Annotated in this window: 19 protein-coding genes; 10 read left to right on the top strand and 9 right to left on the bottom strand. The window is 53.8% G+C overall.

Translation table 11 applies throughout. From position 1 onward, the window contains the following. Positions 1-44 precede the first annotated feature (44 nt). The 3 genes from NH461_RS07340 to ppsA form a co-directional block, all read right to left on the bottom strand. On the bottom strand, positions 45-1,304 hold the full coding sequence (locus tag NH461_RS07340) for a sugar efflux transporter (RefSeq protein WP_261602583.1): 1,260 nt from the start codon (positions 1,302-1,304) through the stop codon (positions 45-47). A 116-nt stretch (positions 1,305-1,420) separates the two neighbouring features. Next, on the bottom strand, positions 1,421-2,194 hold the full coding sequence (locus tag NH461_RS07335; protein WP_261602582.1) for an alpha/beta fold hydrolase: 774 nt from the start codon (positions 2,192-2,194) through the stop codon (positions 1,421-1,423). A 308-nt stretch (positions 2,195-2,502) separates the two neighbouring features. Further along, positions 2,503-4,872, bottom strand: coding sequence for a phosphoenolpyruvate synthase (gene ppsA / locus NH461_RS07330; RefSeq protein ID WP_261602581.1), 2,370 nt, complete (start codon positions 4,870-4,872; stop codon positions 2,503-2,505). Between the two features lie 219 nt (positions 4,873-5,091). Between ppsA and NH461_RS07325 the strand changes: the two genes are divergently transcribed. Together NH461_RS07325 and NH461_RS07320 are read left to right on the top strand one after the other, a co-directional pair. Next, positions 5,092-5,925 (top strand): pyruvate, water dikinase regulatory protein, encoded by an 834-nt coding sequence (locus tag NH461_RS07325; RefSeq protein WP_261602580.1) that lies wholly within the window; start codon positions 5,092-5,094, stop codon positions 5,923-5,925. Between the two features lie 336 nt (positions 5,926-6,261). Next, a complete protein-coding gene (locus NH461_RS07320; RefSeq protein WP_261602579.1) occupies positions 6,262-6,957 on the top strand; it encodes a hypothetical protein in 696 nt (231 codons plus the stop codon). A 338-nt stretch (positions 6,958-7,295) separates the two neighbouring features. Here NH461_RS07320 and fruA read toward each other — a convergent pair whose 3' ends face one another. The 3 genes from fruA to fruB are packed head-to-tail and all read right to left on the bottom strand — an operon-like array spanning position 7,296 to position 11,139. Further along, positions 7,296-9,041: a PTS fructose transporter subunit IIBC gene (gene fruA / locus NH461_RS07315; RefSeq protein ID WP_261602578.1), complete on the bottom strand. Its 1,746-nt coding sequence runs from the start codon at positions 9,039-9,041 to the stop codon at positions 7,296-7,298. After that, positions 9,038-10,021, bottom strand: coding sequence for a 1-phosphofructokinase (gene pfkB, locus NH461_RS07310; RefSeq protein ID WP_261602577.1), 984 nt, complete (start codon positions 10,019-10,021; stop codon positions 9,038-9,040). Before pfkB ends, fruA begins: the two co-directional genes overlap by 4 nt. After that, the gene (gene fruB, locus NH461_RS07305; protein WP_261602576.1) at positions 10,018-11,139 is read right to left on the bottom strand and encodes a fused PTS fructose transporter subunit IIA/HPr protein; all 1,122 of its coding nucleotides are present in this window, start codon (positions 11,137-11,139) and stop codon (positions 10,018-10,020) included. The genes pfkB and fruB overlap by 4 nt, the downstream gene beginning before the upstream one ends. 267 nt (positions 11,140-11,406) lie before the next feature. Between fruB and cra the strand changes: the two genes are divergently transcribed. From cra to NH461_RS07270, 8 genes are all read left to right on the top strand, one after another. After that, on the top strand, positions 11,407-12,390 hold the full coding sequence (gene cra / locus NH461_RS07300; protein WP_261602575.1) for a catabolite repressor/activator: 984 nt from the start codon (positions 11,407-11,409) through the stop codon (positions 12,388-12,390). Between the two features lie 387 nt (positions 12,391-12,777). Further along, positions 12,778-14,805 carry a S8 family serine peptidase gene (locus tag NH461_RS07295; protein WP_410000099.1) on the top strand — a complete coding sequence of 676 codons (2,028 nt, stop codon included), beginning with the start codon at positions 12,778-12,780 and terminating at the stop codon, positions 14,803-14,805. Between the two features lie 9 nt (positions 14,806-14,814). Further along, entirely contained in the window at positions 14,815-15,234 is a 420-nt protein-coding gene (locus NH461_RS07290; RefSeq protein WP_261602574.1) for a hypothetical protein, read from the top strand. Between the two features lie 350 nt (positions 15,235-15,584). Next, a complete protein-coding gene (locus NH461_RS07285; RefSeq protein WP_261602573.1) occupies positions 15,585-15,785 on the top strand; it encodes a hypothetical protein in 201 nt (66 codons plus the stop codon). A gap of 68 nt (positions 15,786-15,853) precedes the next feature. Further along, positions 15,854-16,423: an NADPH-dependent FMN reductase gene (locus NH461_RS07280; protein WP_261602572.1), complete on the top strand. Its 570-nt coding sequence runs from the start codon at positions 15,854-15,856 to the stop codon at positions 16,421-16,423. Positions 16,424-16,535: 112 nt separating this feature from the next. Beyond that, a complete protein-coding gene (locus tag NH461_RS25815) occupies positions 16,536-16,976 on the top strand; it encodes a GFA family protein (RefSeq protein WP_410000098.1) in 441 nt (146 codons plus the stop codon). A 51-nt stretch (positions 16,977-17,027) separates the two neighbouring features. Next, positions 17,028-17,534: a GNAT family N-acetyltransferase gene (locus NH461_RS07275; protein WP_261602571.1), complete on the top strand. Its 507-nt coding sequence runs from the start codon at positions 17,028-17,030 to the stop codon at positions 17,532-17,534. Positions 17,535-17,687: 153 nt separating this feature from the next. Beyond that, positions 17,688-18,185, top strand: a complete 498-nt coding sequence (locus tag NH461_RS07270; RefSeq protein WP_261602570.1) for a GNAT family N-acetyltransferase — start codon at positions 17,688-17,690, stop codon at positions 18,183-18,185. Here NH461_RS07270 and NH461_RS07265 read toward each other — a convergent pair. The 3 genes from NH461_RS07265 to NH461_RS07255 form a co-directional block, all read right to left on the bottom strand. Further along, positions 18,182-19,135 (bottom strand): SDR family oxidoreductase, encoded by a 954-nt coding sequence (locus NH461_RS07265; RefSeq protein WP_261602569.1) that lies wholly within the window; start codon positions 19,133-19,135, stop codon positions 18,182-18,184. The two genes, NH461_RS07270 and NH461_RS07265, sit on opposite strands and share 4 nt — an antisense overlap. 60 nt (positions 19,136-19,195) lie before the next feature. Then, entirely contained in the window at positions 19,196-19,873 is a 678-nt protein-coding gene (locus NH461_RS07260) for a potassium channel family protein (protein ID WP_261602568.1), read from the bottom strand. A 105-nt stretch (positions 19,874-19,978) separates the two neighbouring features. Then, positions 19,979-21,277 carry an amidohydrolase gene (locus NH461_RS07255; RefSeq protein ID WP_261602567.1) on the bottom strand — a complete coding sequence of 433 codons (1,299 nt, stop codon included), beginning with the start codon at positions 21,275-21,277 and terminating at the stop codon, positions 19,979-19,981. Positions 21,278-21,292: the final 15 nt, after the last annotated feature.

The raw sequence follows: 21,292 nt of genomic DNA, 5'->3' as shown, positions 1-21,292 counted from the left end.
CGATTCAGCGCTATCGAGAAGCCTGGCGCTATTGGAGAGCAAAGCTAACGGGAAGCACACTGCGCAGGACACATTTGCTGCGACTGCATCCGCCGTGCCCGAAGCTCAATGGCCAGCAGCAGGACAAACGCCAGTGAAATCGCGCCCAGGCTAATCAACAAGGCCTGCTGATAGCCAAAAGCTCCCGCAACCACGCCCATTAATGATGTGCCGGCCATAGTGCCAACCGCCATCGCATTGGTGTAGAACGCGGATGCTTTCCCGACATGCGCCGGCGCTTCATCCTGAAGCAGGCTGATCCCGAGGCCAACAAATATCCCAAAGAACAGGCCATTGAAGACCTGTAGTACCACAAATGCCATTGGCGTTTCGGCCAGTTGCAGGCCGGTGTAAAACACAGCCGCCAGCACAAAACTGCACAGGATCACCGGACGCTTACCGTACCGGCTGGCCCAGCGCGCTGACAACAGCATCACCGGGATTTCAAACGCAGCCGTCAGCCCAATCAGGATCCCGGGGAAAGACGTCGACATCCCGAGCGTCTCGGTCAGATACAGCGGAATGCTGGTGATATAGGTACTATTGGCGATATTGGCCAAAAAAATGACCATCCCGAGGATCCAAACCCGCTTAGGTAACCGTGTGGTCTCACGCCTCCCGATTTGCGCGGTATCCGGCGTCTTCGGTTCAAGTGCCGGAAGTACCGGCTGTGTTCGGTGACGGCTTTCACCGGATATCCCCTGCCAGGCATACAGCCCCACCAATACCGCAATCGTCCCGGCCAAAAAGAAATTTCCCTGAAACCCCAAATGCTCCACCGAAGCAAACGCCAGCGCCGGGCCGATGATCCACACCAAGGAGACTGAAGATCGCATTTGCGAATTAATCCGGGTGCTGTCCTGTCCTGAGCTTTCAGCATAACGCCGGATCATCGCCAGGATCATCGGGATCGACGCACTGCCCAGCCCCATGAACAGCACGCCGGTCAGCAACACCTGCCAGAACGCAGTCGCCAACGAGAACCCCACTGCCGCCGCCGCAATCCCTGAGACGCCGAACAAAAAGAGCTTTTTATCCGCAACACCCCGATCGGACAGCGCTCCCAAGCGATGGCTGATCACCATCCCCGAAACAGCCACACTGACGGTATACACGCCGATATAGCTCGGATCCAGGCCAAGCTGCTTGACCAGGAACAGACTCATGATCGGCAAAATGAAAGAGAACGCCAACGCCGTAAAGCCATTGATGAAAAAATAACGTCCGCCCTCTCCCCGAAAAAACTGCAATGCCGATCGGTACATGTAAACTCCTTGTAAAACAAATCATAAAACTGACACTGATGTTATTCAGCGTCAGGCCATCGACACAACCAGCACATCGCCCGGAGAAACCCCAGGACCAGGTCAAATCAAGTACGTCAGGCTTTCAGGGATAACCAGTCGAGCAAATGCTTTGCCAGCTCGTGCGGCTTTTCCAGCGGCAGCATATGCCCGCGGCCTGGTGTAGGTAATAAATGGCAGCGTCCATCACGCGTTTGGGTTTCGAGCCGCTGCAACCAATCAGTGTTGAGCAGCGGGTCTCCTTCGCTATAGTAAAACGAGGTGGACAACTCAGCCGCGAGCAGATCCGCCATCAGATCCTGCCGCGCCGAGGCTGTCTGTAGTTGCAGCTTGAAGGTCTGCTCACCCAGCACGCGATCCATTTCAATGATGATGTCAATCACCGCTTGATCCGGACCCGTTTCATTCACACGATTTTCGTCCGTGCCGATCTCACTCGGTCCGTCAGACTGGCGCGCTTGAGGTTTGCGATCCAGAAGATCAGCCGCGCGCTTGCGACTGATCCCCTTGTATCCATAGCGCTCTACCAGCGCTAGCGCCTGCTGTCGCGCGGTGAGTTCTGTCTGGCCCAAGGCGCACGGGGTATTGGAAATCACAAACAGTTGTCTAACCCGCGATGGATACTGCGTGGCAAAACGAGTCGCGAGATAGCCCCCCAAAGAAAAACCGACCAAATGGACAGGGGTATCAGGAAGACACTGGTTCAATTGATTGAAATACGCGGAGAGCGAAGCATGCTGATACGGCGGAAGGTGGATCAGTTCAACAGCAGATTCAAGATGCGGCGCGATCCGGCACCAGAGTTGTGCGGTGCACATCGTGCCCGGTATCAGGTAAATCCTTGGTTTCATTCGCCCTTCATCAGCTCGACTGTGATTCAGGCATACTAACTGAGCGCAACCTGATTATCAAACGGATCACATATTGTTCTCCGTTACTTGCACCGGTGGCTTTCTGTCTCTTGCACTATCAACAATGGAGTCATACCAATCGCAGTAAATAAAGGGTCATCCTAGCTTGTTAAAATGCTCGATAACTGCGTTAGAATTTTTGATTGTAGAATAACAGGTACAAAAAAGTCCGCACCTGTCTTGCCGGACATTCGTCAGCAAGCTGCAGGTGCGGACCAGACAGTTAACCGAGTGTGGTTAGCCTGTTTTTATGCGTGTTTCTCACCCAGGTGCAACCAGGTTTCAACCACGGTGTCCGGGTTCAGCGAAACAGAATCAATGCCCTGCTCCATCAGCCAGTCAGCCAGATCTTCGTGATCCGATGGGCCCTGGCCACAAATCCCGACGTATTTACCGGCTTTGTTGGCGGCTTTAATCGCCATCGACAGCATGGCTTTCACCGCGTCGTTCCGCTCATCGAACATGTGGGCAATTTCACCGGAGTCACGGTCCAGACCCAGTGTCAGCTGTGTCATGTCATTCGAGCCGATAGAGAAGCCGTCAAAGTACTTGAGGAACTCATCTGCCAGAATTGCATTCGACGGCAGCTCACACATCATGATGACTTTCAGGCCGTTCTCGCCGCGACGCAGGTCGAACTTCGCCAGCAGGTCAATGACGCCAGCCGCTTCGCTCACGGTACGCACGAATGGGATCATGATTTCCACATTCTTCAGGCCCATGCGCTCACGAACACGTTTGATGGCTTCACATTCCAGCGCGAAACAATCTTCGAACTTCGGCGAAATGTAGCGAGAAGCGCCACGGAAGCCCAGCATCGGGTTCTCTTCTGTTGGTTCGAAGTGAACGCCGCCAAGCAGGTTGCGGTACTCGTTCGATTTGAAGTCAGACATCCGAACGATGACACGCTTCGGCCAGAATGCAGAGGCCAGTGTCGAGATCCCTTCGGTCAGCTTCTGGATGTAGAACTCAACCGGATCGCTGTAACCCACGATACGTTGGTCGATTTCAGCTTTCAGCTCATCCGACTGCTCGCTGTAGTTCAGCAGCGCTTTCGGGTGAATACCAATCATCTTGTTGATGATGAATTCCAGACGCGCCAGGCCAACCCCTTCGTTCGGGATACATGCGAAGTCAAACGCACGGTCCGGGTTACCCACGTTCATCATGACTTTCAGCGGCAGGCTCGGCAGATCGTCCACCGCAGAGCGGCGTACTTCAAAGGCCAGCTCGCCTTCATAAATGAAGCCGGTTTCGCCTTGCGCACAAGAGACTGTGACTTCCTGACCGTTCACCAGCGTGTCTGTGGCATTGCCGCAACCTACAACAGCCGGGATGCCCAGCTCACGCGCGATAATCGCAGCGTGGCAGGTACGACCGCCACGGTTGGTGACAATCGCCGCGGCACGTTTCATGACCGGTTCCCAATCCGGGTCCGTCATGTCAGCAACCAGTACGTCGCCTTTCTGAACCTGATCCATCTGGCTCAGGTCAGACACCACGCGAACCTTACCGGTACCGATGCGCTGACCGATAGCACGGCCTTCAACCAGAACGTTGCTCGCGCCGCTCAGGTGGAAACGCTCCATCACCGTTGCATCATCACGAGAGCGAACCGTTTCCGGACGCGCCTGAACAATGAACAACTCGCCGGTGACGCCATCTTTAGCCCACTCGATGTCCATCGGACGACCGTAGTGTTTCTCGATGATCATCGCTTGCTTCGCCAGGGACTCGATTTCGGCGTCCGTCAGCGAGAACTGCTTGCGCTCTTCGTCGGTGGTGTCCAGGATTTCAACCTGTTTGCCCAACTCACGACCGCCAGCGTAAACCATTTTGATTTGCTTCGAACCAAAGGTACGACGCACAACCGCCGGATGACCCGCTTCCAGGGTTGGTTTGTGCACGTAGAACTCATCCGGGTTCACCGCGCCCTGAACAACCATTTCGCCCAGACCCCAGGATGAAGTGATAAAGACCACCTGATCGAAGCCAGACTCCGTATCCAGCGTGAACATCACCCCGGATGATGCGACATCAGAGCGCACCATGCGCTGGATGCCTGCCGACAGTGCAACGCCTTTGTGCTCAAAGCCCTGGTGGACACGGTAAGAAATTGCACGGTCGTTGAACAGCGAAGCAAATACATGTTTCACCGCTTCAATCACCGCATCGATGCCACGAACGTTCAGGAAAGTTTCCTGCTGGCCTGCAAACGATGCATCCGGCAAGTCTTCAGCGGTTGCGGAAGAACGGACTGCCACAGATAGCATGTCGTCCCCTTCGCCCAACGTTTTGTAGCATTCACGGATTTCTTGCTCCAGCTCAGCTGTCAGCGGTGCTTCCAGAACCCAATTGCGGATCGTTTCTCCAGCCTTTTGCAACGCACTGACATCGTCCACATCGAGCTTATCAAGCAGATCGTGGATGCGATCGTTTAGATCGTTTGCTTCAAGAAACTGATTGAATGCATACGAAGTCGTGGCATATCCATTTGGTACTTTTACACCGGCATTCGCCAGGTTCGCGACCATTTCGCCCAGTGATGCATTCTTTCCACCGACTTTATCAACATCGTTCATTGATAAAGCGTCATACCAAACAACATTCTGTTGCACGGCAACTCTCCTTTATTGGATTCAACAGTTTATGTGGGCAACTCCTCAACGAAAACGATTGCTCTGGCAGTTAAAAAAATACTGCGTCACAATAGTGCCTCGCTGAGGTATTTTGTTTTACAAAAAGTATGTAAAACAAGAATAGATACCCTGTCAGGTTATTGTTATAAGTATTAATGCCCTCTAAGTTACAGATAATTTTTAAGGATTCAACTTTTTATGCAGCGCAAATCCAATTTTCGTGATGTGTTTTACGTTTCTGACGGTACAGCGATTACTTCTGAAACACTTGGCCATGCAGTTTTGGGTCAATTTCCCATTGAGACCCGCCAAACGACCCTGCCTTTCGTTGAAACTGCCGAACGTGCCCAAGACGTCCAGCGAAAAATCAATCGCGCCTATGAAGAAACCGGGATCAAACCCCTGGTGTTCTACTCCATTGTGCTGCCGGAAATCAAAGCGGTCATTGAACAAAGCCAGGCCAACTTTTATGACATTCTGAACGCCCTGGTCGAGCCGCTGAAACAGGATTTGCAGATGGAGCCCAAGCCCATGCTGCATCGCTCTCACAGTATTAACAAAGATGCCGCCAGTTACCAGGATCGCATCGCGGCCATTGAATATACCCTGGCTCATGATGACGGGGTTTCACTGAACAATTTAGAGCAGGCTGACATCATTTTGTTGGGGGTCTCCCGCTGTGGTAAAACCCCGACCAGCCTGTATCTGGCCATGCAATTCGGGATCCGCGCGGTGAATTATCCGTTCATTGCCGAGGACATGAACAAGCTGAAACTCCCGGCAGCCATCGAGCCGTTCCGCTACAAAACTTATGGCCTGACAATCGGGACCGAACGCCTGGTTGAGATCCGAAATGGCCGCTACGCCAACAGTGATTATGCCAGTCAGGCGCAATGTGAAACCGAGCTGAATAAGGTCGAGGCCATGTTCCGCCGGGAAGCGATTCCGTACCTCAATACCACCTCATTATCGGTCGAAGAAATCTCCACCCGCCTGCTCGATATGAGCGGTCTGAAACGCCGGATGTGCTAATGAGAAACATTTTTATCCTTGCAAAATAACCAAGTGTTTTAGTCAGGCATTTAACTGTAACCCCTCTTTGATGTGCGACATCCGTCTCATCCTGTACGGTTGCTCGCACATCTTCTTGACAATCACCCATATGGCTCAAACCGGATAAAAATCGGTGTCTCGTCGCCATCTTAACCCCGTCTCACCACATATTCTCACTAGTGAGAGTCTAATTTTCATTTCAATTCAGTTGGTTATTAAAAACTCATTTTTCTCCCCGTGATTCATCAAAAAATCACCAGCGCTTGCAATATGCTTACTTTGAGCTTCATAAATTATTACAACGAGGTTCCTGACATGATGAGGGCAGCGCTAGCAATCGGAGTGATCTTGGCTGTGGCCGCCTGTGGTGGTGGTGGCTCTTCCACCCAGACTGCAGACCAGGATCAGCCGACCGGAAAAGAAGTCAGCTTTGCGTTTATCAATACCACAACGCAAGCTGTGGACTACTTCCTCAAACAGAGTGGAGACAGCAGCGCTTTGTTTGATTCCGGCAATCGCGTCGCCAGCAATAGTGTCGAAGCCGTTCAACGACATACCAAACGCTGGACGACCAACACACCGCTCACGGTCGATGTCGGTGCCATGGAGACCAACAGCCAGACGGCGCTCAGTACCGTGTCAGCACTGGTCACCAACAACGGCGAAAAATACTGGCTCCTTTCGTGGCATGACACTGAAGCCGATACCGAGTCTCAACTGACGGCGATCCGCTACAGTCAGCCGACTGATACGGACAAAATCTACATTCGCTTTTTCAGTTTTGCCGACCTCGATATCAGTGTGCTGACCAGCAGTATGTTTGCCAGCAGCAAAGTGCAAAAAGGTCAGATTTCCAGCCAACAGATCCTGAATGGCTGTGCCGGGGAGCTTTTTCTCGGCAGCGGCAGTAACTTAACGGCCTTCAGTTTATGCGGGGAAAATGTGGAAGCCGGTCACTCGTATCTGGTGATCATGGACGGCGAAACCCTGGTTCGGGTGGAACAAGAATAATAAAAACACAAGTCAAAACAATAAACTTGGGGAACAACAACAATAAATAACGATAACAAAGCGCTAAACACAGTGGAAACACTGTTATTCAACGCACGGAATGTCTACAAACTATAACAGATGAGTCGGCTTGACTGAGTTCTGATGTGCTTTGGCACAATGTGCATGTATAGGGGAATGAACTCACCGCTCGGCGGGCTCAATCAACTGTAGGCAGCGGTGGCAATGCCCCGGCATGAAATTCATGCCGGGGCTTTCGTTTTTTATCGGCCGGGCTCAGATTGAGTCAACGGACTGAAACCGAAACCCTGTGCCGAACGCATTCAACCATGGACCCATTACTTGGCTGGCGCTGGTACCAGTTGCGCTTGTTCCGTTATTTTGAGGACCGCATATGTGACGCCGGTGACCAGGGTTCCCGCAGCAATCGCCACCAGATACATCAGCACCGGCGTGATTGCATTGGGGATCAACAGCACAAACAGCCCGCCGTGCGGTGCCATCAGTTTGGCCCCGAACAGCATCGACAACGCGCCGGTCAACGCACCACCCGCCATGCAGCTTGGGATCACCCGCATTGGGTCGCGGGCTGCAAACGGGATCGCCCCTTCAGAGATAAAACACAGCCCCAGAACAAAGGACGCTTTCCCCGCTTCGGCTTCATTGGCGTTGAACTTGCGCTTCGCCAGGAATGTCGCCAGTCCCATACCGAGTGCCGGCACCATGCCTGCCGCCATGACGGCTGCCATCGGCGCGTAAGTTTGCGACGCCAGTAGGCCGACACCGAAGGTATAGGCCGCTTTGTTGACCGGTCCGCCCAGGTCGAAGCACATCATCGCGCCCAGAATGATCCCCAGCAGCACAGCGTTGGCCGAACCCATGTTATTGAGAAACTCGGTTAGTCCCGTCATGGCCGCAGACACCGGGCCACCGACGATGTAAATCATGATCAGACCGGTAAACAGACTCGCCACCAACGGGATGATCAAGATCGGTTTCAGGGCTTCCATTGACTGCGGCAGTTTCAGACGATCCGCGACAAACTTGGCGCTGTAACCGGCCAGAAAGCCTGCCACAATCCCGCCGAGGAAACCGGCCCCGGTCGAGCTGGCCAGCATCCCGCCGATCAGGCCCGGCGCCAGGCCCGGACGATCAGCAATGGAGAAAGCGATAAACCCGGCCAACACCGGCACCATCAGGGCGAAAGCCGAGCCACCGCCAATCGTCATCAGCGCATCGGCCAGCGTGCCCTCTTCTTTAAAGGCTTCAATCCCGAAGATAAAGGAGAGCGCAATCGCCAGACCACCGGCCACCACCAGTGGCAGCATGTGGGAGACCCCGGTCATCAGGTGCTTATAGGCACCCGTTTTTTCAGTGTTATTGCCAGCTTCGGGGGTCGCGCCTGATTCATGGCGGTAGACACTGGCCGTCGCCAAGGCTTTCTCCAACTCCTGGGCTGTTTTCTTCAGCGCCAGCCCGGTGCTGGTTTTGTAGAGCTTCTTGCCATCAAAGCGAGCCAGATCCACTTCGATATCCGCCGCAATGATCACCAAATCCGCAGCTGCAATCTCATCCGCCGTCAGCTGGTTTTTCGCGCCAACAGAGCCGCGGGTTTCTACTTTAATGCTGTGGCCCTGGCGCTTACCCTCTTCTTCCAGGGCTTCAGCGGCCATAAAGGTATGTGCCACCCCGGTCGGACAGGCGGTAATGGCGACAATGTTCTTCGCACCCGAGGCTATTTCGGTGGATGCCACTGTCGTGACTTGCGCTTTTTGCAGGTCCTGAGCCTGCGCTACGGCCTGCTCGAGGAATGTTTTGGGATCCGCAAGGCAAGCATCAATACCGGATGCATAGACCTTCTTCCCCACGAACCGACGTGTATCAACCGAAGTATTGGCCGCGATCACCACGCAATCGGCTTCGGCGATCTGCTGCTCACTCAAGACACGGCTGGAGATGACCGATGACTGACATTCAATATCGGCCGCCCACTTTAATTCGGCGGCGGCTTGTTCAAGCAAACCGGCGGCAATGATGCTATTGGCAATCCCGCTCGGGCAAGCTGTTACAACTGAAATTCTCATGATATGACCCTCTGTTCCTTGTTCGCATTCACGTGACATCCGGAGACACGGACACTTTCCTGAAGCGCCTGCACTGCGCTGAGATCCTCGACCCCAACCCCGACCTGGCTGACCGCCAGTGCCGACAGTGCGGTGGCAAAACTCAGTGTCTCTTGCTTATTCCATTCATTCAGAACGCCCCAGCACAAACCGGCAACCAGGGTGTCCCCGGCCCCGACGGTACTGACCACGTTCATTTTCGGCGGCTGACCTTGCAACCAGCCTTCACGGTTGCGCCACATCACGCCTTCAGCGCCCAGTGACACCACCACATTTTCTACGCCCCGACAGGCCAGTTGCTCAGCCACTTCCATCATTTCATCCCGGCTCAGATGCTCCCGACCGGCCCAGTCTGCCAACTCTTCATCGTTGGGTTTCACCAGCCAGGGCGCAGCTTCCAGACCGGCCGCCAAAGCCGCTTTGCTGCTGTCAAAAAACACCTGTTTCCCGGCTTGTTGCAGCGTACGGATCCAACCGGCGCAGCGTGCAGGCGAGATGCCCTGCGGCAAACTGCCCGAAATCACAAACACCTCGTGCTGCTCAGCCAACGCAAACAGCGTTTCCTCAAATACGGTAATTGCTGCTTCCGTGACGGCGACGCCGGGAAAGTTGAGATCACTGACCCGACCGTCCGCCTCCACCAGCTTGACGTTGATCCGGCTGGCTCCCGGCACACGGACAAAGCGATCCACCGCGCCCAGCGCTTTAAAGAGCTGACAAAATGGCTCTTGGTTATCCGCGCCCAGCAGGCCGGTGACCGTGACTTCGGCGCCCAGCTCAGCCAGCACCTTGGCAACATTGACCCCTTTCCCTGCCGGATGCAGGCTCCCCTGCTCGACCAAGTTGACACTGCCCGGCACCAGCGCAGCCAGGCTGCCGGTCAGATCCAGCGCCGGGTTCAGGGTGACCGTGACGACTTTTGGTTTCACCGATGTGCTCATGCTCTGCCCTCGCCCAGCCCGTCTGCAATCGCCAGACCGATCGCTGCCAGCGCCTGATCGCCATCATCCCCCTGGACGGTAAACTCCAGCTCGTGGCCTTGTTTCACCCCGAGGGCAATCACCTTCATCAGGCTCTTGGCGTTCACGGCTTTGCCGTCCCCGTGAAGATTTTTCACCAGAATATTGGCGCTGAACTTCTTGGCCACACTCACCAGCATCGCCCCCGGACGCGCGTGCAGACCATGGGCATTGCGGATCTTGAATACCTGGCTGTTCCCTTCCAGCAACTCCTCGCTCAGCAGCGACACCACTTTTTCAGCATCTGCGCTGAACAGCTTGTCGGCCTGCTGGTTGTACAGTAGTTTCGCCAGCACATTCAGGTTCGGCAGGTGCACACCGTTACAGGCGGCAACCATCAACACCCCGCGTACCGGCTGGCCATCGACGTCAAAAGCTTGCGCCGGTGTTACAAAAGACAGCGCCGTGCGCGTCACCGATTTGCCGGTTTTGGCCAGCCACAAGCCCTGACCGAGATAGCTCGCACCACTGGCAATGGCATCGGCCACGCTCTCATTGCTGACCCACTGACGGTTTTTGAGTATTCCGGCAGCAACGGCAATCAATTGGATCAGGTCGGTGGCCGGAAATGCGAGCTGGATCAGCCCCGGCTCCAGCTCTGGCTCTAACTGGGCTTCTCCATTCAGAATCGCGATCAGCGCATCGGCGGAGTCACACTGCTGCAGTTTTTGCTCAACGCCGTCAGCCGACAGCACTTTGGTCAACTGTTTGAGGATCCCCAAGTGTTCGTCTGATTTGGCAGCAATCCCGATGGCCAGATAAGCGGTTTTGCCATCCCCCCAGTCCACGCCTTGTGGGAAGTGGTGGACGATAACCCCGGTTTGCTTCACCAGGCCACGGGTGTCTGTGGTGCCGTGCGGAATGGCGATACCGTTGCCTAAAAAGGTAGAATTCTGCGCTTCGCGCGCCAGCATCCCGTTGACATACCCTTGTTCGACCAGCCCCTTCTGCGACAATCCAGCAGCCAACGCTCGGATCGCTGCTTGTTTATTGTCGGCGGCCTGCTGTAGCTGTATATCCTGATGTCTTAGTGACAACATGCGTTATCCCTCTTGTCTGATTCACCCGCGAAAAACCTTTCGCGGCTCGACCTGTCTTCAGTCTAGTTGAGTTTCCATAAAGCTGAAACGTTTCAGCAAAAGTTGAAAATAAAAATTTCAGCACAACTTAAGTTCAATCGAATGCTCTGCTGAAACCTTTCAGCTGACATGCTGAATGGTTTCAGCTAAGATTGCAATTGTTCCGCACAGGATCCTTTGCGATTATATGATCCGCCGCACAAATTCTGTCAGCAGTGAAAGCAGAGAATGAAACTAGATGAAATAGCCAAACTCGCCGGCGTTTCCCGCACCACAGCCAGCTATGTGATCAACGGGAAAGCCGCGAAATACCGGATCAGTGAAAAGACCCAGCAGAAAGTCATGGCCGTGGTGGATGAGTTCAATTTCCGCCCGGATCACGCCGCGACGTCGCTTCGCGTCGGCAACAGTCGCTCGCTCGGACTGATCATTCCGGATCTGGAAAACAGCAGTTATGCCAAGCTGGCCAAGCTGCTGGAAAGAGATGCCCGCAAAGCCGGTTATCAGTTGATCATTTCCTGCTCTGATGATGACATCGACACCGAGATGAAAGTGGCCGACAACCTGCTCAGCCGCCGCATTGATGCACTGTTGGTGGCGAGTGCACTGCCGACCGACCATCCTTTCTATGCCAAGATCCAAACTGCGGGCGTACCGGTGATTGCGATTGACCGGGCGATGGATGATGAAATCTTTGCCAGTGTGATCAGTGAAGATCTGGAAGGGGCGTTCGAGCTCACCCAGAGCCTGCTTGCTGATGACATCTGCGCCATCGGACTCATTGGCGCGGTCCCTGAACTCGGGGTCTCGATTGAACGTGAGCAGGGTTTCCGCTCAGCGATTCAGGCCACCCGACCCGATCTCAACACACAGGTCGCCTATGGCGATCACTTCAGTCAGGAACAAGGTCAGCAGTTGGTACAACACTGGATTGATCAGGATTGCCTGCCCGACGCGATTCTGGCCACCTCTTATACCCTGTTTGAAGGGATCCTCGATTGCCTGCTTGCCAACCCGGCATTGATGCAGCGGACCCGCCTGGCAACCTTTGGCGATAACCGGCTGCTCGATTTCCTGCCGATGAAGATCCAGTCGCTTCCCCAGCAGTTCGAGCTGATTGCGGACAGTGCCCTGGAGTTGGCGCTCAACGCCACGGCCGGTCGCTACCGAACCGGGGTAGAAGTGATCCCGCGAAAAATCAAACGCCGCTGACGCGAAGACACCGGCTTTCCCCACCCCGGCGGCCCCGTTCGCCGGGAAGACATTACCCAATGATTCCCCACCTCTGGCCTGCCCGCTCATCCAAGTGACTAAACTTACAGACAATCAAGCATATTTTTGCATTTGATTCGTATAGAAATTCAGACAATAAAGTTACTTGAATAGGAATCAGTCTTAATATTCATCTGGTTAATGTTTACTCTTCCAGTTGAATATCTGATATGCAGCCAACTTCTTAACCTTCATCTCGTTTTTTCCTCACATCTTCTCAACACAAAGGCTATACGTGTTCTGTCACTAAAAAAGTGCACTTATTCATTAAAAGTGAATATATATCATAGATTTGAATTATAACAATGCTCAAAAAAGGAAGAGCGAATGAAATTGACAAACACAGCTAAAATGGTTCGTTGCCTGTTACCTGTTGCTGCCATGGCGTGCGGCGCTCATGCAACAGCCGATGAGTTGGCGGGATTCGGAAAGCCGGATATGCCGGTGAAATATATCGTAAAATTCAAAGATCAGTCGCAGTCTGGTTTGGCAGTCAGGAGTGCCAGCCCATTATCCGGAAACCATTTGGCGCAACAATCTTTGCTTGATCGCGTCAACGCGAAAGCCGTTGAAGCAATTGGGAAAAAAGCCATATATAGCGCCGAATTGGATGCTAGTGCGATTCAAACCCTGGCATCAAACCCGGACGTTGAATACGTGGAAATCGATCCGCCACGTTACTTGCTGTCTGAAACCCTGCCCTGGGGACAAACCTTCGTCGGTGCCACACTGCTGAGCGACAGCAATGCCGGTAACCGTACCGTCTGTATTATCGACTCCGGTTATGACTTAACCCACAACGATCTCAGTGGTAACCAGGTCAGCGGCACCAATGACAGCGGCACCGGCAGCTGGTCTTCGCCAGGGAATAATAATGCACACGGCACGCACGTTGCCGGGACCATTGCCGCGATCTCCAATAACGAAGGGGTTGTCGGTGTCCTGCCAAACCAGAACGTCAATCTGCACATCGTCAAAGTGTTTAATGAATCCGGTTGGGGCTACTCTTCCAGCCTGGTCAAAGCGATTGACACCTGTGTCGCCAATAACGCCAATATCATCAACATGAGCCTCGGGGGCAGTCAGTCAAGCCGTACCGAAGAAAACGCCCTGAAACAGCACTATGACAACGGCGTGCTGTTGATCGCGGCGGCCGGTAACGATGGCAGCACCGCCCACAGCTACCCGGCTTCTTATGATTCCGTCATGTCTGTTGCGGCCATCGATAACCAAAAACATCATGCGGCCTTCTCGCAAGCCACCAATCAGGTTGAAATTGCCGCGCCGGGTGAAGCGATCCTGTCGACCGTCACGCTGGGCGAAGGTCGCTTGGCTGACATTTCGCTGGCCGGTCAAAGCTATTTTGATCGTGGCGTCGTTCCGCACAACCGCTTGATCAATACCAATGGCAGCTACGTTCCGGCACCTGTACCGGGCAGCATCACTGCCGAACTGGCGACTTGTAATACCAGCGCCGGTAACTATCAGTGTGGCGATATGAGCGGCAAAGTCTGTCTGACCGAGCGGATCGGCAATCAGGCTTCTGGTGTCTATCCGGAAGTCGACGCGGTGGCAGCCTGTTACAACGCCGGGGCTTCTGCGGCCATTGTCTACAGTAATACCGCACTAGCCGGCCTGCAGAACCCGTTCCTGGTCGATACCAACAACGGCTACCCGATGGTTTCTGTCTCGGTTGATCGTCAGTTGGGTCTGGATCTGGCCAACGCTGTCGGTCAAGCCATCACCGTCAGCAGCACAACCAACGAGAACTACGAGTACTACAACGGGACGTCGATGGCGACACCGCACGTCACCGGCGTTGCAGCACTGGTGTGGAGCTATCATCCACAGTGTAATGCCAGCCAGGTCCGTCAAGCGCTGACTGCGACCGCAGAAGATATCGATGTTGCGGGTCGCGATAACCGCACTGGTTATGGTCTGATCGATGCCGCGGCAGCCAAAGCTTACCTGGATGCGGGTTGTAATGGTCCGGACGGCACAGGTACAGGCGCCGAGAGCTTCAGCAACACCACATCCGTCGCGATTCCGGATAACAACCTGAGCGGCATCACCAGCGTGATCGATGTGACTCGCGCGGGCGATTCCGGTTCGATCACCGTGGATCTGGATATTACGCACACCTACATCGGCGACCTGAATGTCACCTTGGTGGCACCGAACGGCGCCAGCGTAGTACTGCACAACAACAGCGGCGGCTCAGCCAACGACATTGTGAAAACCTTCACGGTCAACTACGCTGGTGTGGACTCCCAAGGAAACTGGCAGCTGAAAGTGTCCGACAACGCACGTCGTGATACCGGTACCCTGAATAGCTGGCGCATTAACTTCCAATAAGGTTGGATTATGCAAAAATATTGTGCTCCGCAATTGCTTCGCGGGTTCTTCCTGAACAAAACGGTTCTGGCTTCGCTGCTGATCACCGCAGGTCTGGCCGCCGCGCCGAGCCATGCGTACAACCGGGGAATGCCGATGCCGGGAGAATCTTCGAAAGCGACTCAGTCTCAGGAACAGCAAGCCATCAGCTATTACCTGAAATATAAGCCTGAGATGGAAGCGCAAGCCAAATCACTGGTTGCCAAGCTGGGCGGTACGGTCACCGATGCCATTCCGGAGCGACGCATACTGATCGTTCAGTTCGAACACCATGTCGTGGACGAGCTGAACGTACAACGGCAACGTTACTCGGAGGTCATCGACTATGTTGAAGTCAATCCGCAGCGACAGTTGCTCAACGGCAGTACTTCATCACTCAAGCTGAAGTAACGATTGACTGAAGCTGACACCAGCAACCAGCATCACCAAGGGAGAAGGTCATCACCTTCTCCCTTTCATTTGCAGCGCCCTAGCCATGCACCAGCCGCCCCCACACGCAATTTAACCCGTTGAAACCCATTGATTTTATGAAACACGTGGCACACAATACCCGCACACTCTCTGACGTTCTTCAACATAGAGCATGAAACGATATCGCTCAGTCAACACCATTAACGAATTATTGTGAATGAACTGAGGTGTGTCATCACCAGAGAGTCAAGCGGGGAGCAACCTGATGAAAAGCTTCCCATGTCATTCGTTCGTTTTAACACCAAATGACGATAAGGAAGGTGCGACGTATGATCTCTTATCGGAATATGACGCAGAAAGATTTTCTGGAATATCGGTCCTATTCAAATGAATTTAGAGGCCGAGAGCTCGCTGATGCCCGGAAAATTTCTTTCGCTGAAGGCATTCAATTAGCCAATCAGGAACTTGATGAATGTCTGCCTCAGGGCCTGGAGGCTGAACAAAATACCGACAGGCATCAACATGACTAAACCCATCAGCAGTAAACAATGAATTGGGCGTCAGCATTCAACAGAAAAATGTAAAGGAATTATTGTCAATGTACATATTAATTGTCAGCTCAAGCCAGGATCCAAACAGCAGGAGCCGTATTTTGGCCCAAGAATGTCAGCATGCTTTCAACGACATGGGGATCAATGCCAAGCTCGTCGATTTAGATGAACTCAAGGTGCCAAATTTTGACAACGATACCATCTACCAAACCGAGCAATATCAATATCTGCATAGCCTGACGATCGAGGCCGCCGGCGTGGTGCTTTGCAGCCCGACATACAACTGGGGCTGTTGTTCAGAGATCAAAAAGTATATCGAATATGTGGGTTCGACCGATGAAAATCATGTCAGCGCCCTCTTTGACAAGGTGGTGACGTTCGTCAATGCCGCAGGATTACCCCACAGCTATATGGCGCACTCGGCATTAGCCACGTCACTGATGATCGACTTCAAATGCATTATCAACCCCTACAATGTCTACGTGCATAACCGACACTGGCTGGATGGCCGCCTCACCGATGAACGCCGGCCTCGTCTGGTCAAGTCAATGAAAGTAATGGCAGAGCTTTGCACACTCCTGGAAGGTCGCACCTATCAATCAGAGTGGGAACTCTAGGTGTCCAATTGGATGTGTCGCGCACTTGCAGTAAGGCTCTCAAAACGCACAGAATAGTGACACCGTCACCCACCAGGAAAGCCGCAATCATGGTGTGCTCATTCGCTGATAAATGGAAAGCCATGTCATTTGCGGCTACCTCAGAAAATTTGGAGTTCAATCAATGGGAAGAACGTATCAAGGCGGTTGCTTGTGTGGCAACATCCGCTTTACGGCAACGGGTACCCCCAAGAATCCCCACACTTGCTCATGTAAAATGTGTCAACGCCATTCCGGCGCCCTGACACAGGCCTGGGTCGAATTTGATCAAGACCAGGTGACTTGGGATGGCCCAGGTGGGCAACCAAAAACCTGGCGTTCTTCCGATGCTTCTTCCCGAAGCTTTTGTGACATTTGTGGCAGCACATTAGGTGCCATTGACGACGCCCCGGTGGTCGCCCTCGTACTCGGTACCTTTGATTCACCCAACCGCAAAGAGCTCCGCCCCCTTGCACATTCCTATGTTTCTAAAAAGCCCAAATGGTGGCGTGTTCAAGTGGATCACGATAAATAATGAATCTCATGAGCAGAATTATTCTGCATTCGTCAGTGCTCGGGGAAATGGATGCCTTACCAAATAAGAAAAGCATCAATCGATGACGTCAATGCAATTGCGGCAATTCATGTTGCTTCATGGTCCGCAGCCTACGATGGTTTAATGCCCCAGAATTATATTCATCGCTTTACGCTGGCCCATCGAGAAAAACAATGGGCCAACATTATTGGCCGTGAATTAGCTTGGGTCTTTGTCGCGGAAGATCAATCCGGTTTACTTGGCTTTCTCTGCTGCGGGCAACCCAAAGGCTACGACAATCCGAAAACTTATGAACTCAGCGCGCTTTACATTGCACCAACGCGATATCACAGCGGCATAGGAAGTTGCCTCTATGACACCTGTGAAAAACATTTACTCAATCTCGGGGGTGAGCGAATCGAGCTATGGGCGCTGGCGGGGAACCATCGCGCCCATCGCTTTTATCAACGACACGGTTTTCAGCCAACGGGAAGTGTAAGTCAGGAGGAGATTGATGGAACAGTACTTATTGATCTGGAATTTTCCAAAAACATCTGAATCACTTTCGCCATTCGGGCGGTTCAGTTTCAATCCGATATCCCCCAGATTACATTGGCGTCGAGGCCGATGCGCTGCCTTATGAATCCCCGATGCCTTCACGCGTTTATCGACGGCCAGCAGACTGACATTGTATGAAGACAAGGAAAGCCCATGACATTTAAACGCTATGAAACAGCCGATCGAACTCAATGCATCAATATTTTTGACAGCAACCTGAACACATTCTTTGCGCCGAGTGAACGAGACGAGTTCATCGCATTTTTGGATGCTTTGGATGCATCCAGCGACTATTTTGTTTACACCAACGGTGACAGGATACTAGCTTGTGGGGGCATCGAAAAACACCGCAACCTTGGCTCACTTAGCTGGGGTATGGTGCACCGGGACTTTCATGGACAAAAGCTGGGAACGCAGCTCACGGATTACAGGCTCAGCCGACTGAAAGCAGACCAGACCGTGACGACGATAACAATCGAAACTTCTCAGCATACGCAAGGGTTCTATGCCAAACGAGGTTTCGTGGTCACAAGCCAAACAAAAGACGGTTTCGGCCCGGGCATCGACTGCGTCGTGATGGCACGACAAATCGCGGGCGATACCGTAAAGAGTAACGCTCCGGCAACCCGGGCAAGTGAAACGCAGCCCTAATCTTCCAAAAACAGATCCCGCTGCAACGGATGACCCGGCTGACAGGCATAGTGGTCAAAATCCGTGATGCCCTGCTCACGCAGGACATCTTCATCGATGAAGAAATTGCCGCTGCAAGTTTTGGCATCGCGGGTGATCACCGCATAACAGGCATCGGCCATGATCTCGGGTTTGCGGGAGCGATCTTCAAGGAACTTACCGCCGACCATGTTCTCAATCGCCGAGGTGGCGATGGTGCTCTTCGGCCACAGGGCGTTCGAAGCGATATCATACGCTGCCAGCTCTTCGGCAAACGTCATCGCCATCATCGACATCGCATATTTAGAGGTGGTGTAAGCGCCGTGGGCCGCAAACCATTTCGGTTGCAGGCTGATAGGCGGCGACAAAGTAACAATATGCGCATTTGCCGCGCGTCGAAGATGCGGTAAGCACGCCTGGGTCAGCAGAAACGTTCCCCGGACATTAATCGAGAACATCAGGTCAAACTTTTTGCTGGGCGTATTTTCCATATCCGCCAGGTGGATCGCGCTGGCATTGTTGATCACCACATCAATGCCGCCGGTTTGTTTGACCACCTGGGCAACCGCCTGCTCAATCGCATCTTCGTCGCGAATATCCAGCACCACCGGAATGGCTTTACCAACGCCCAGCTGATTGATTTCATCCGCGGCCGAATAAATTGTGCCCGGCAGCTTCGGATGCGGCGCTGTGGTCTTTGCGGCAATCACCACCGTCGCTCCGGCTTGGGCGCACCGCTTGGCAATCGCCAACCCAATGCCCCGCGAGCCGCCACTGATAAAAACCGTTTGATTAGCCAGGGCATTGCCCGGCGCATCACCGCCGACCGCACCCGCGACTTTCGTCTCAACCCGGGGGAGACTGAACGTCTCGGCCAACACCTCCAGTTGATTAATGAACCGCCGGGCTTTCTGAAAAACATTGCGTTTCATGTCGTGCTCCTTCACAAACAAAACTTCGTGTGTTCCTGACCTTCATCCAGAAAACCAGAACTATGGGGGATCCTGCTTCTCTCCCCGGTGCTGCTGGCTGGCACCCACCAGACTGGCCACCACAATGGCCATATAAAAAATGCCGGCGATTGCCTCGAGATAGACCGCAACCCGCGCGACCTCAGAGAGCGGACTAATGTCACCATAGCCTAAGGTGGTGAGGGTCACAAAGCTGAAATACGTGACGTTGGCAAAATTTTCCCCCCAGGGCTGTTGCGTCATACCGGTAAACGCCTGCGGTGAAAATTCCATGATAATCAAGTACACCATGGCCCACATCAGGCCGAGCAACAGAAACAACGCCACCGAGCCGACCACTTTATTGATATCAACAGAGCCGGTGAACAGGATCTTTCGGGCGATGATTTTGAACGTCCCGAGGAAGAAGCAAAGCATCAGTGCCAGAACCACGGCGTCCATTTCGCGGGAGGGGAAAAACACCTTACCAACCGAAACCATCCCCCAGCCGATGGCGACGGTGATCAGAAAGCGAAACCAGACTTTGTCGACCTGTAAACTGATCAGACAAACGGCAAAATTGAACAACGTCACCCCTTTGAGCACCCAGTCAAACCAGCTGCCGCTGAGAGCCTGGGTCAGGGTGGCGCTGATCAACAGGATGACCAGCGAGGCGGTCAGATAAAAGAAGTTATTCTTGGCACTGATGGTTCTGCCCATGATGACGCACGCTCCTCTGCCGAAAGCTGCCAGCAGCTTGATTGCCCTACCCTACAGCTTAGCTGGTGGGTCGGGCCGTGCTGACAGATTCCATACAAAGGCCGGTCAGACCGGGTGCGTTTGCAACTCGCTGATTGCGTTTAAGAACAACTTGACCGCCGGCAGCATCCGGCTTTCATCAATGTCAAAATCACCGCTGTGGTGGCCGGCAGCCAGATCAGAGCCCACCAGACAATAAATTGCCTTGCCGCCGTTGGCCTGAACCCGTTCGACCAGATAACCGGCATCTTCACTGGCGCCGAAATCTTTTTCCAGCACCACCTGGCTAAATCCGCTGCTCAGGCCCAGCTTGGCCAGCATCGCCACCAGCGCCGGATCGTTTTCCAGCCCAATCGCCTCACCTTGGGTTTTGATCTCCAGCGCCACCCCGTGCATCTGGGCCGCAGCCCGGGCTATCTGTTCGACCTGCTGGTACATATAGCTGTTCAGGGTTCGGTTCTCGCCCCGGGTTTCCCCCATCAACACGGCTTTGGCCGGGATCACGTTCCGGCCGTCACCGGCATGAAACTGGCCGACGTTGATCCGGGTCATCCCGTCACGGTGCCGGGGAATGGCCAGCATTTGCGTGACTGCGGTACAGGCCGCCGCCAAGGCATTACGCCCGGCATTGGGTTCGATCCCGGCATGAGCCGCTTTGCCCGAAAAATGCAGATCGAACTTCGAGCTACAAAGGAAATGCTGCGGATCGCATACCAGCGTGCCACTCGGCACATTCATCCCGATATGGGCGGCAAAGAAATAATCGACGTCGTCAAGCCAGCCGCTTTGCGCGACCGCCTTGCCGGCCCGGCACCCTTCTTCAGCAGGCTGGAACAGCAGCTTGATCGTCCCGCACAAAGCATCACGGTTGGCCGCCAGAATTTCAGCAACGCCGAGGCCAATCGCCGTATGCGCATCATGGCCGCAGGCATGGGTCACGCCCGCCTGGAGCGAGGCAAACCCCAGGAACCGCGGCCGGTGCGCATCTTCCTGGCTTTCACGGACTTCCACCGCATCAATATCAAAACGGAGGGCAATCACAGGTCCGGGGCGGCCGGTCTCCAGCACGGCACCGACACCGGTGATCCCATCCATCTGGGCCATGAAACTGGCGTCGGCACCCCAGCTCATCGCCCGTTCCCGGGCCTGGGCAACTTCGGTTTCATCCCGTCCCATGATGGCGTCACGATGGATAATGGCATCCGAAAAATGCAGTGCATAACCGAGCGACTGCAACAGTCCGGCAATTCGGCTGGTGGTGAAAAACTCACACCAGGCCGATTCCGGATAGCGATGAAATTCCCGCCGGTGGTTGATCAACCGTTGCCCCAGCATGTTTTCATCAATCGTTATCGTATTGGTCACAATTTCATCCTAATT

The organism is Photobacterium sp. TY1-4, assembly GCF_025398175.1.
Taxonomy (GTDB): domain Bacteria; phylum Pseudomonadota; class Gammaproteobacteria; order Enterobacterales; family Vibrionaceae; genus Photobacterium.
The sequence above is the reverse complement of the archived record's forward strand: the minus strand, read 5'-3'. Positions and strand labels throughout refer to the sequence as shown.

Coding starts and splice junctions, on each gene's coding strand:
- NH461_RS07320 (WP_261602579.1), top strand. CDS start 6,262: ATGATGAGGGCAGCGCTAGCAATCGGAGTGATCTTGGCTGTGGCCGCC.
- NH461_RS25815 (WP_410000098.1), top strand. CDS start 16,536: ATGGAAAGCCATGTCATTTGCGGCTACCTCAGAAAATTTGGAGTTCAA.
- NH461_RS07265 (WP_261602569.1), bottom strand. CDS start 19,135: ATGAAACGCAATGTTTTTCAGAAAGCCCGGCGGTTCATTAATCAACTG.
- pfkB (WP_261602577.1), bottom strand. CDS start 10,021: ATGAGCACATCGGTGAAACCAAAAGTCGTCACGGTCACCCTGAACCCG.
- NH461_RS07290 (WP_261602574.1), top strand. CDS start 14,815: ATGCAAAAATATTGTGCTCCGCAATTGCTTCGCGGGTTCTTCCTGAAC.
- NH461_RS07340 (WP_261602583.1), bottom strand. CDS start 1,304: ATGTACCGATCGGCATTGCAGTTTTTTCGGGGAGAGGGCGGACGTTAT.
- NH461_RS07295 (WP_410000099.1), top strand. CDS start 12,778: ATGAAATTGACAAACACAGCTAAAATGGTTCGTTGCCTGTTACCTGTT.
- fruA (WP_261602578.1), bottom strand. CDS start 9,041: ATGAGAATTTCAGTTGTAACAGCTTGCCCGAGCGGGATTGCCAATAGC.
- NH461_RS07325 (WP_261602580.1), top strand. CDS start 5,092: ATGCAGCGCAAATCCAATTTTCGTGATGTGTTTTACGTTTCTGACGGT.
- NH461_RS07280 (WP_261602572.1), top strand. CDS start 15,854: ATGTACATATTAATTGTCAGCTCAAGCCAGGATCCAAACAGCAGGAGC.
- NH461_RS07335 (WP_261602582.1), bottom strand. CDS start 2,194: ATGAAACCAAGGATTTACCTGATACCGGGCACGATGTGCACCGCACAA.
- NH461_RS07285 (WP_261602573.1), top strand. CDS start 15,585: ATGATCTCTTATCGGAATATGACGCAGAAAGATTTTCTGGAATATCGG.
- NH461_RS07260 (WP_261602568.1), bottom strand. CDS start 19,873: ATGGGCAGAACCATCAGTGCCAAGAATAACTTCTTTTATCTGACCGCC.
- cra (WP_261602575.1), top strand. CDS start 11,407: ATGAAACTAGATGAAATAGCCAAACTCGCCGGCGTTTCCCGCACCACA.
- NH461_RS07270 (WP_261602570.1), top strand. CDS start 17,688: ATGACATTTAAACGCTATGAAACAGCCGATCGAACTCAATGCATCAAT.
- NH461_RS07275 (WP_261602571.1), top strand. CDS start 17,028: ATGCCTTACCAAATAAGAAAAGCATCAATCGATGACGTCAATGCAATT.
- fruB (WP_261602576.1), bottom strand. CDS start 11,139: ATGTTGTCACTAAGACATCAGGATATACAGCTACAGCAGGCCGCCGAC.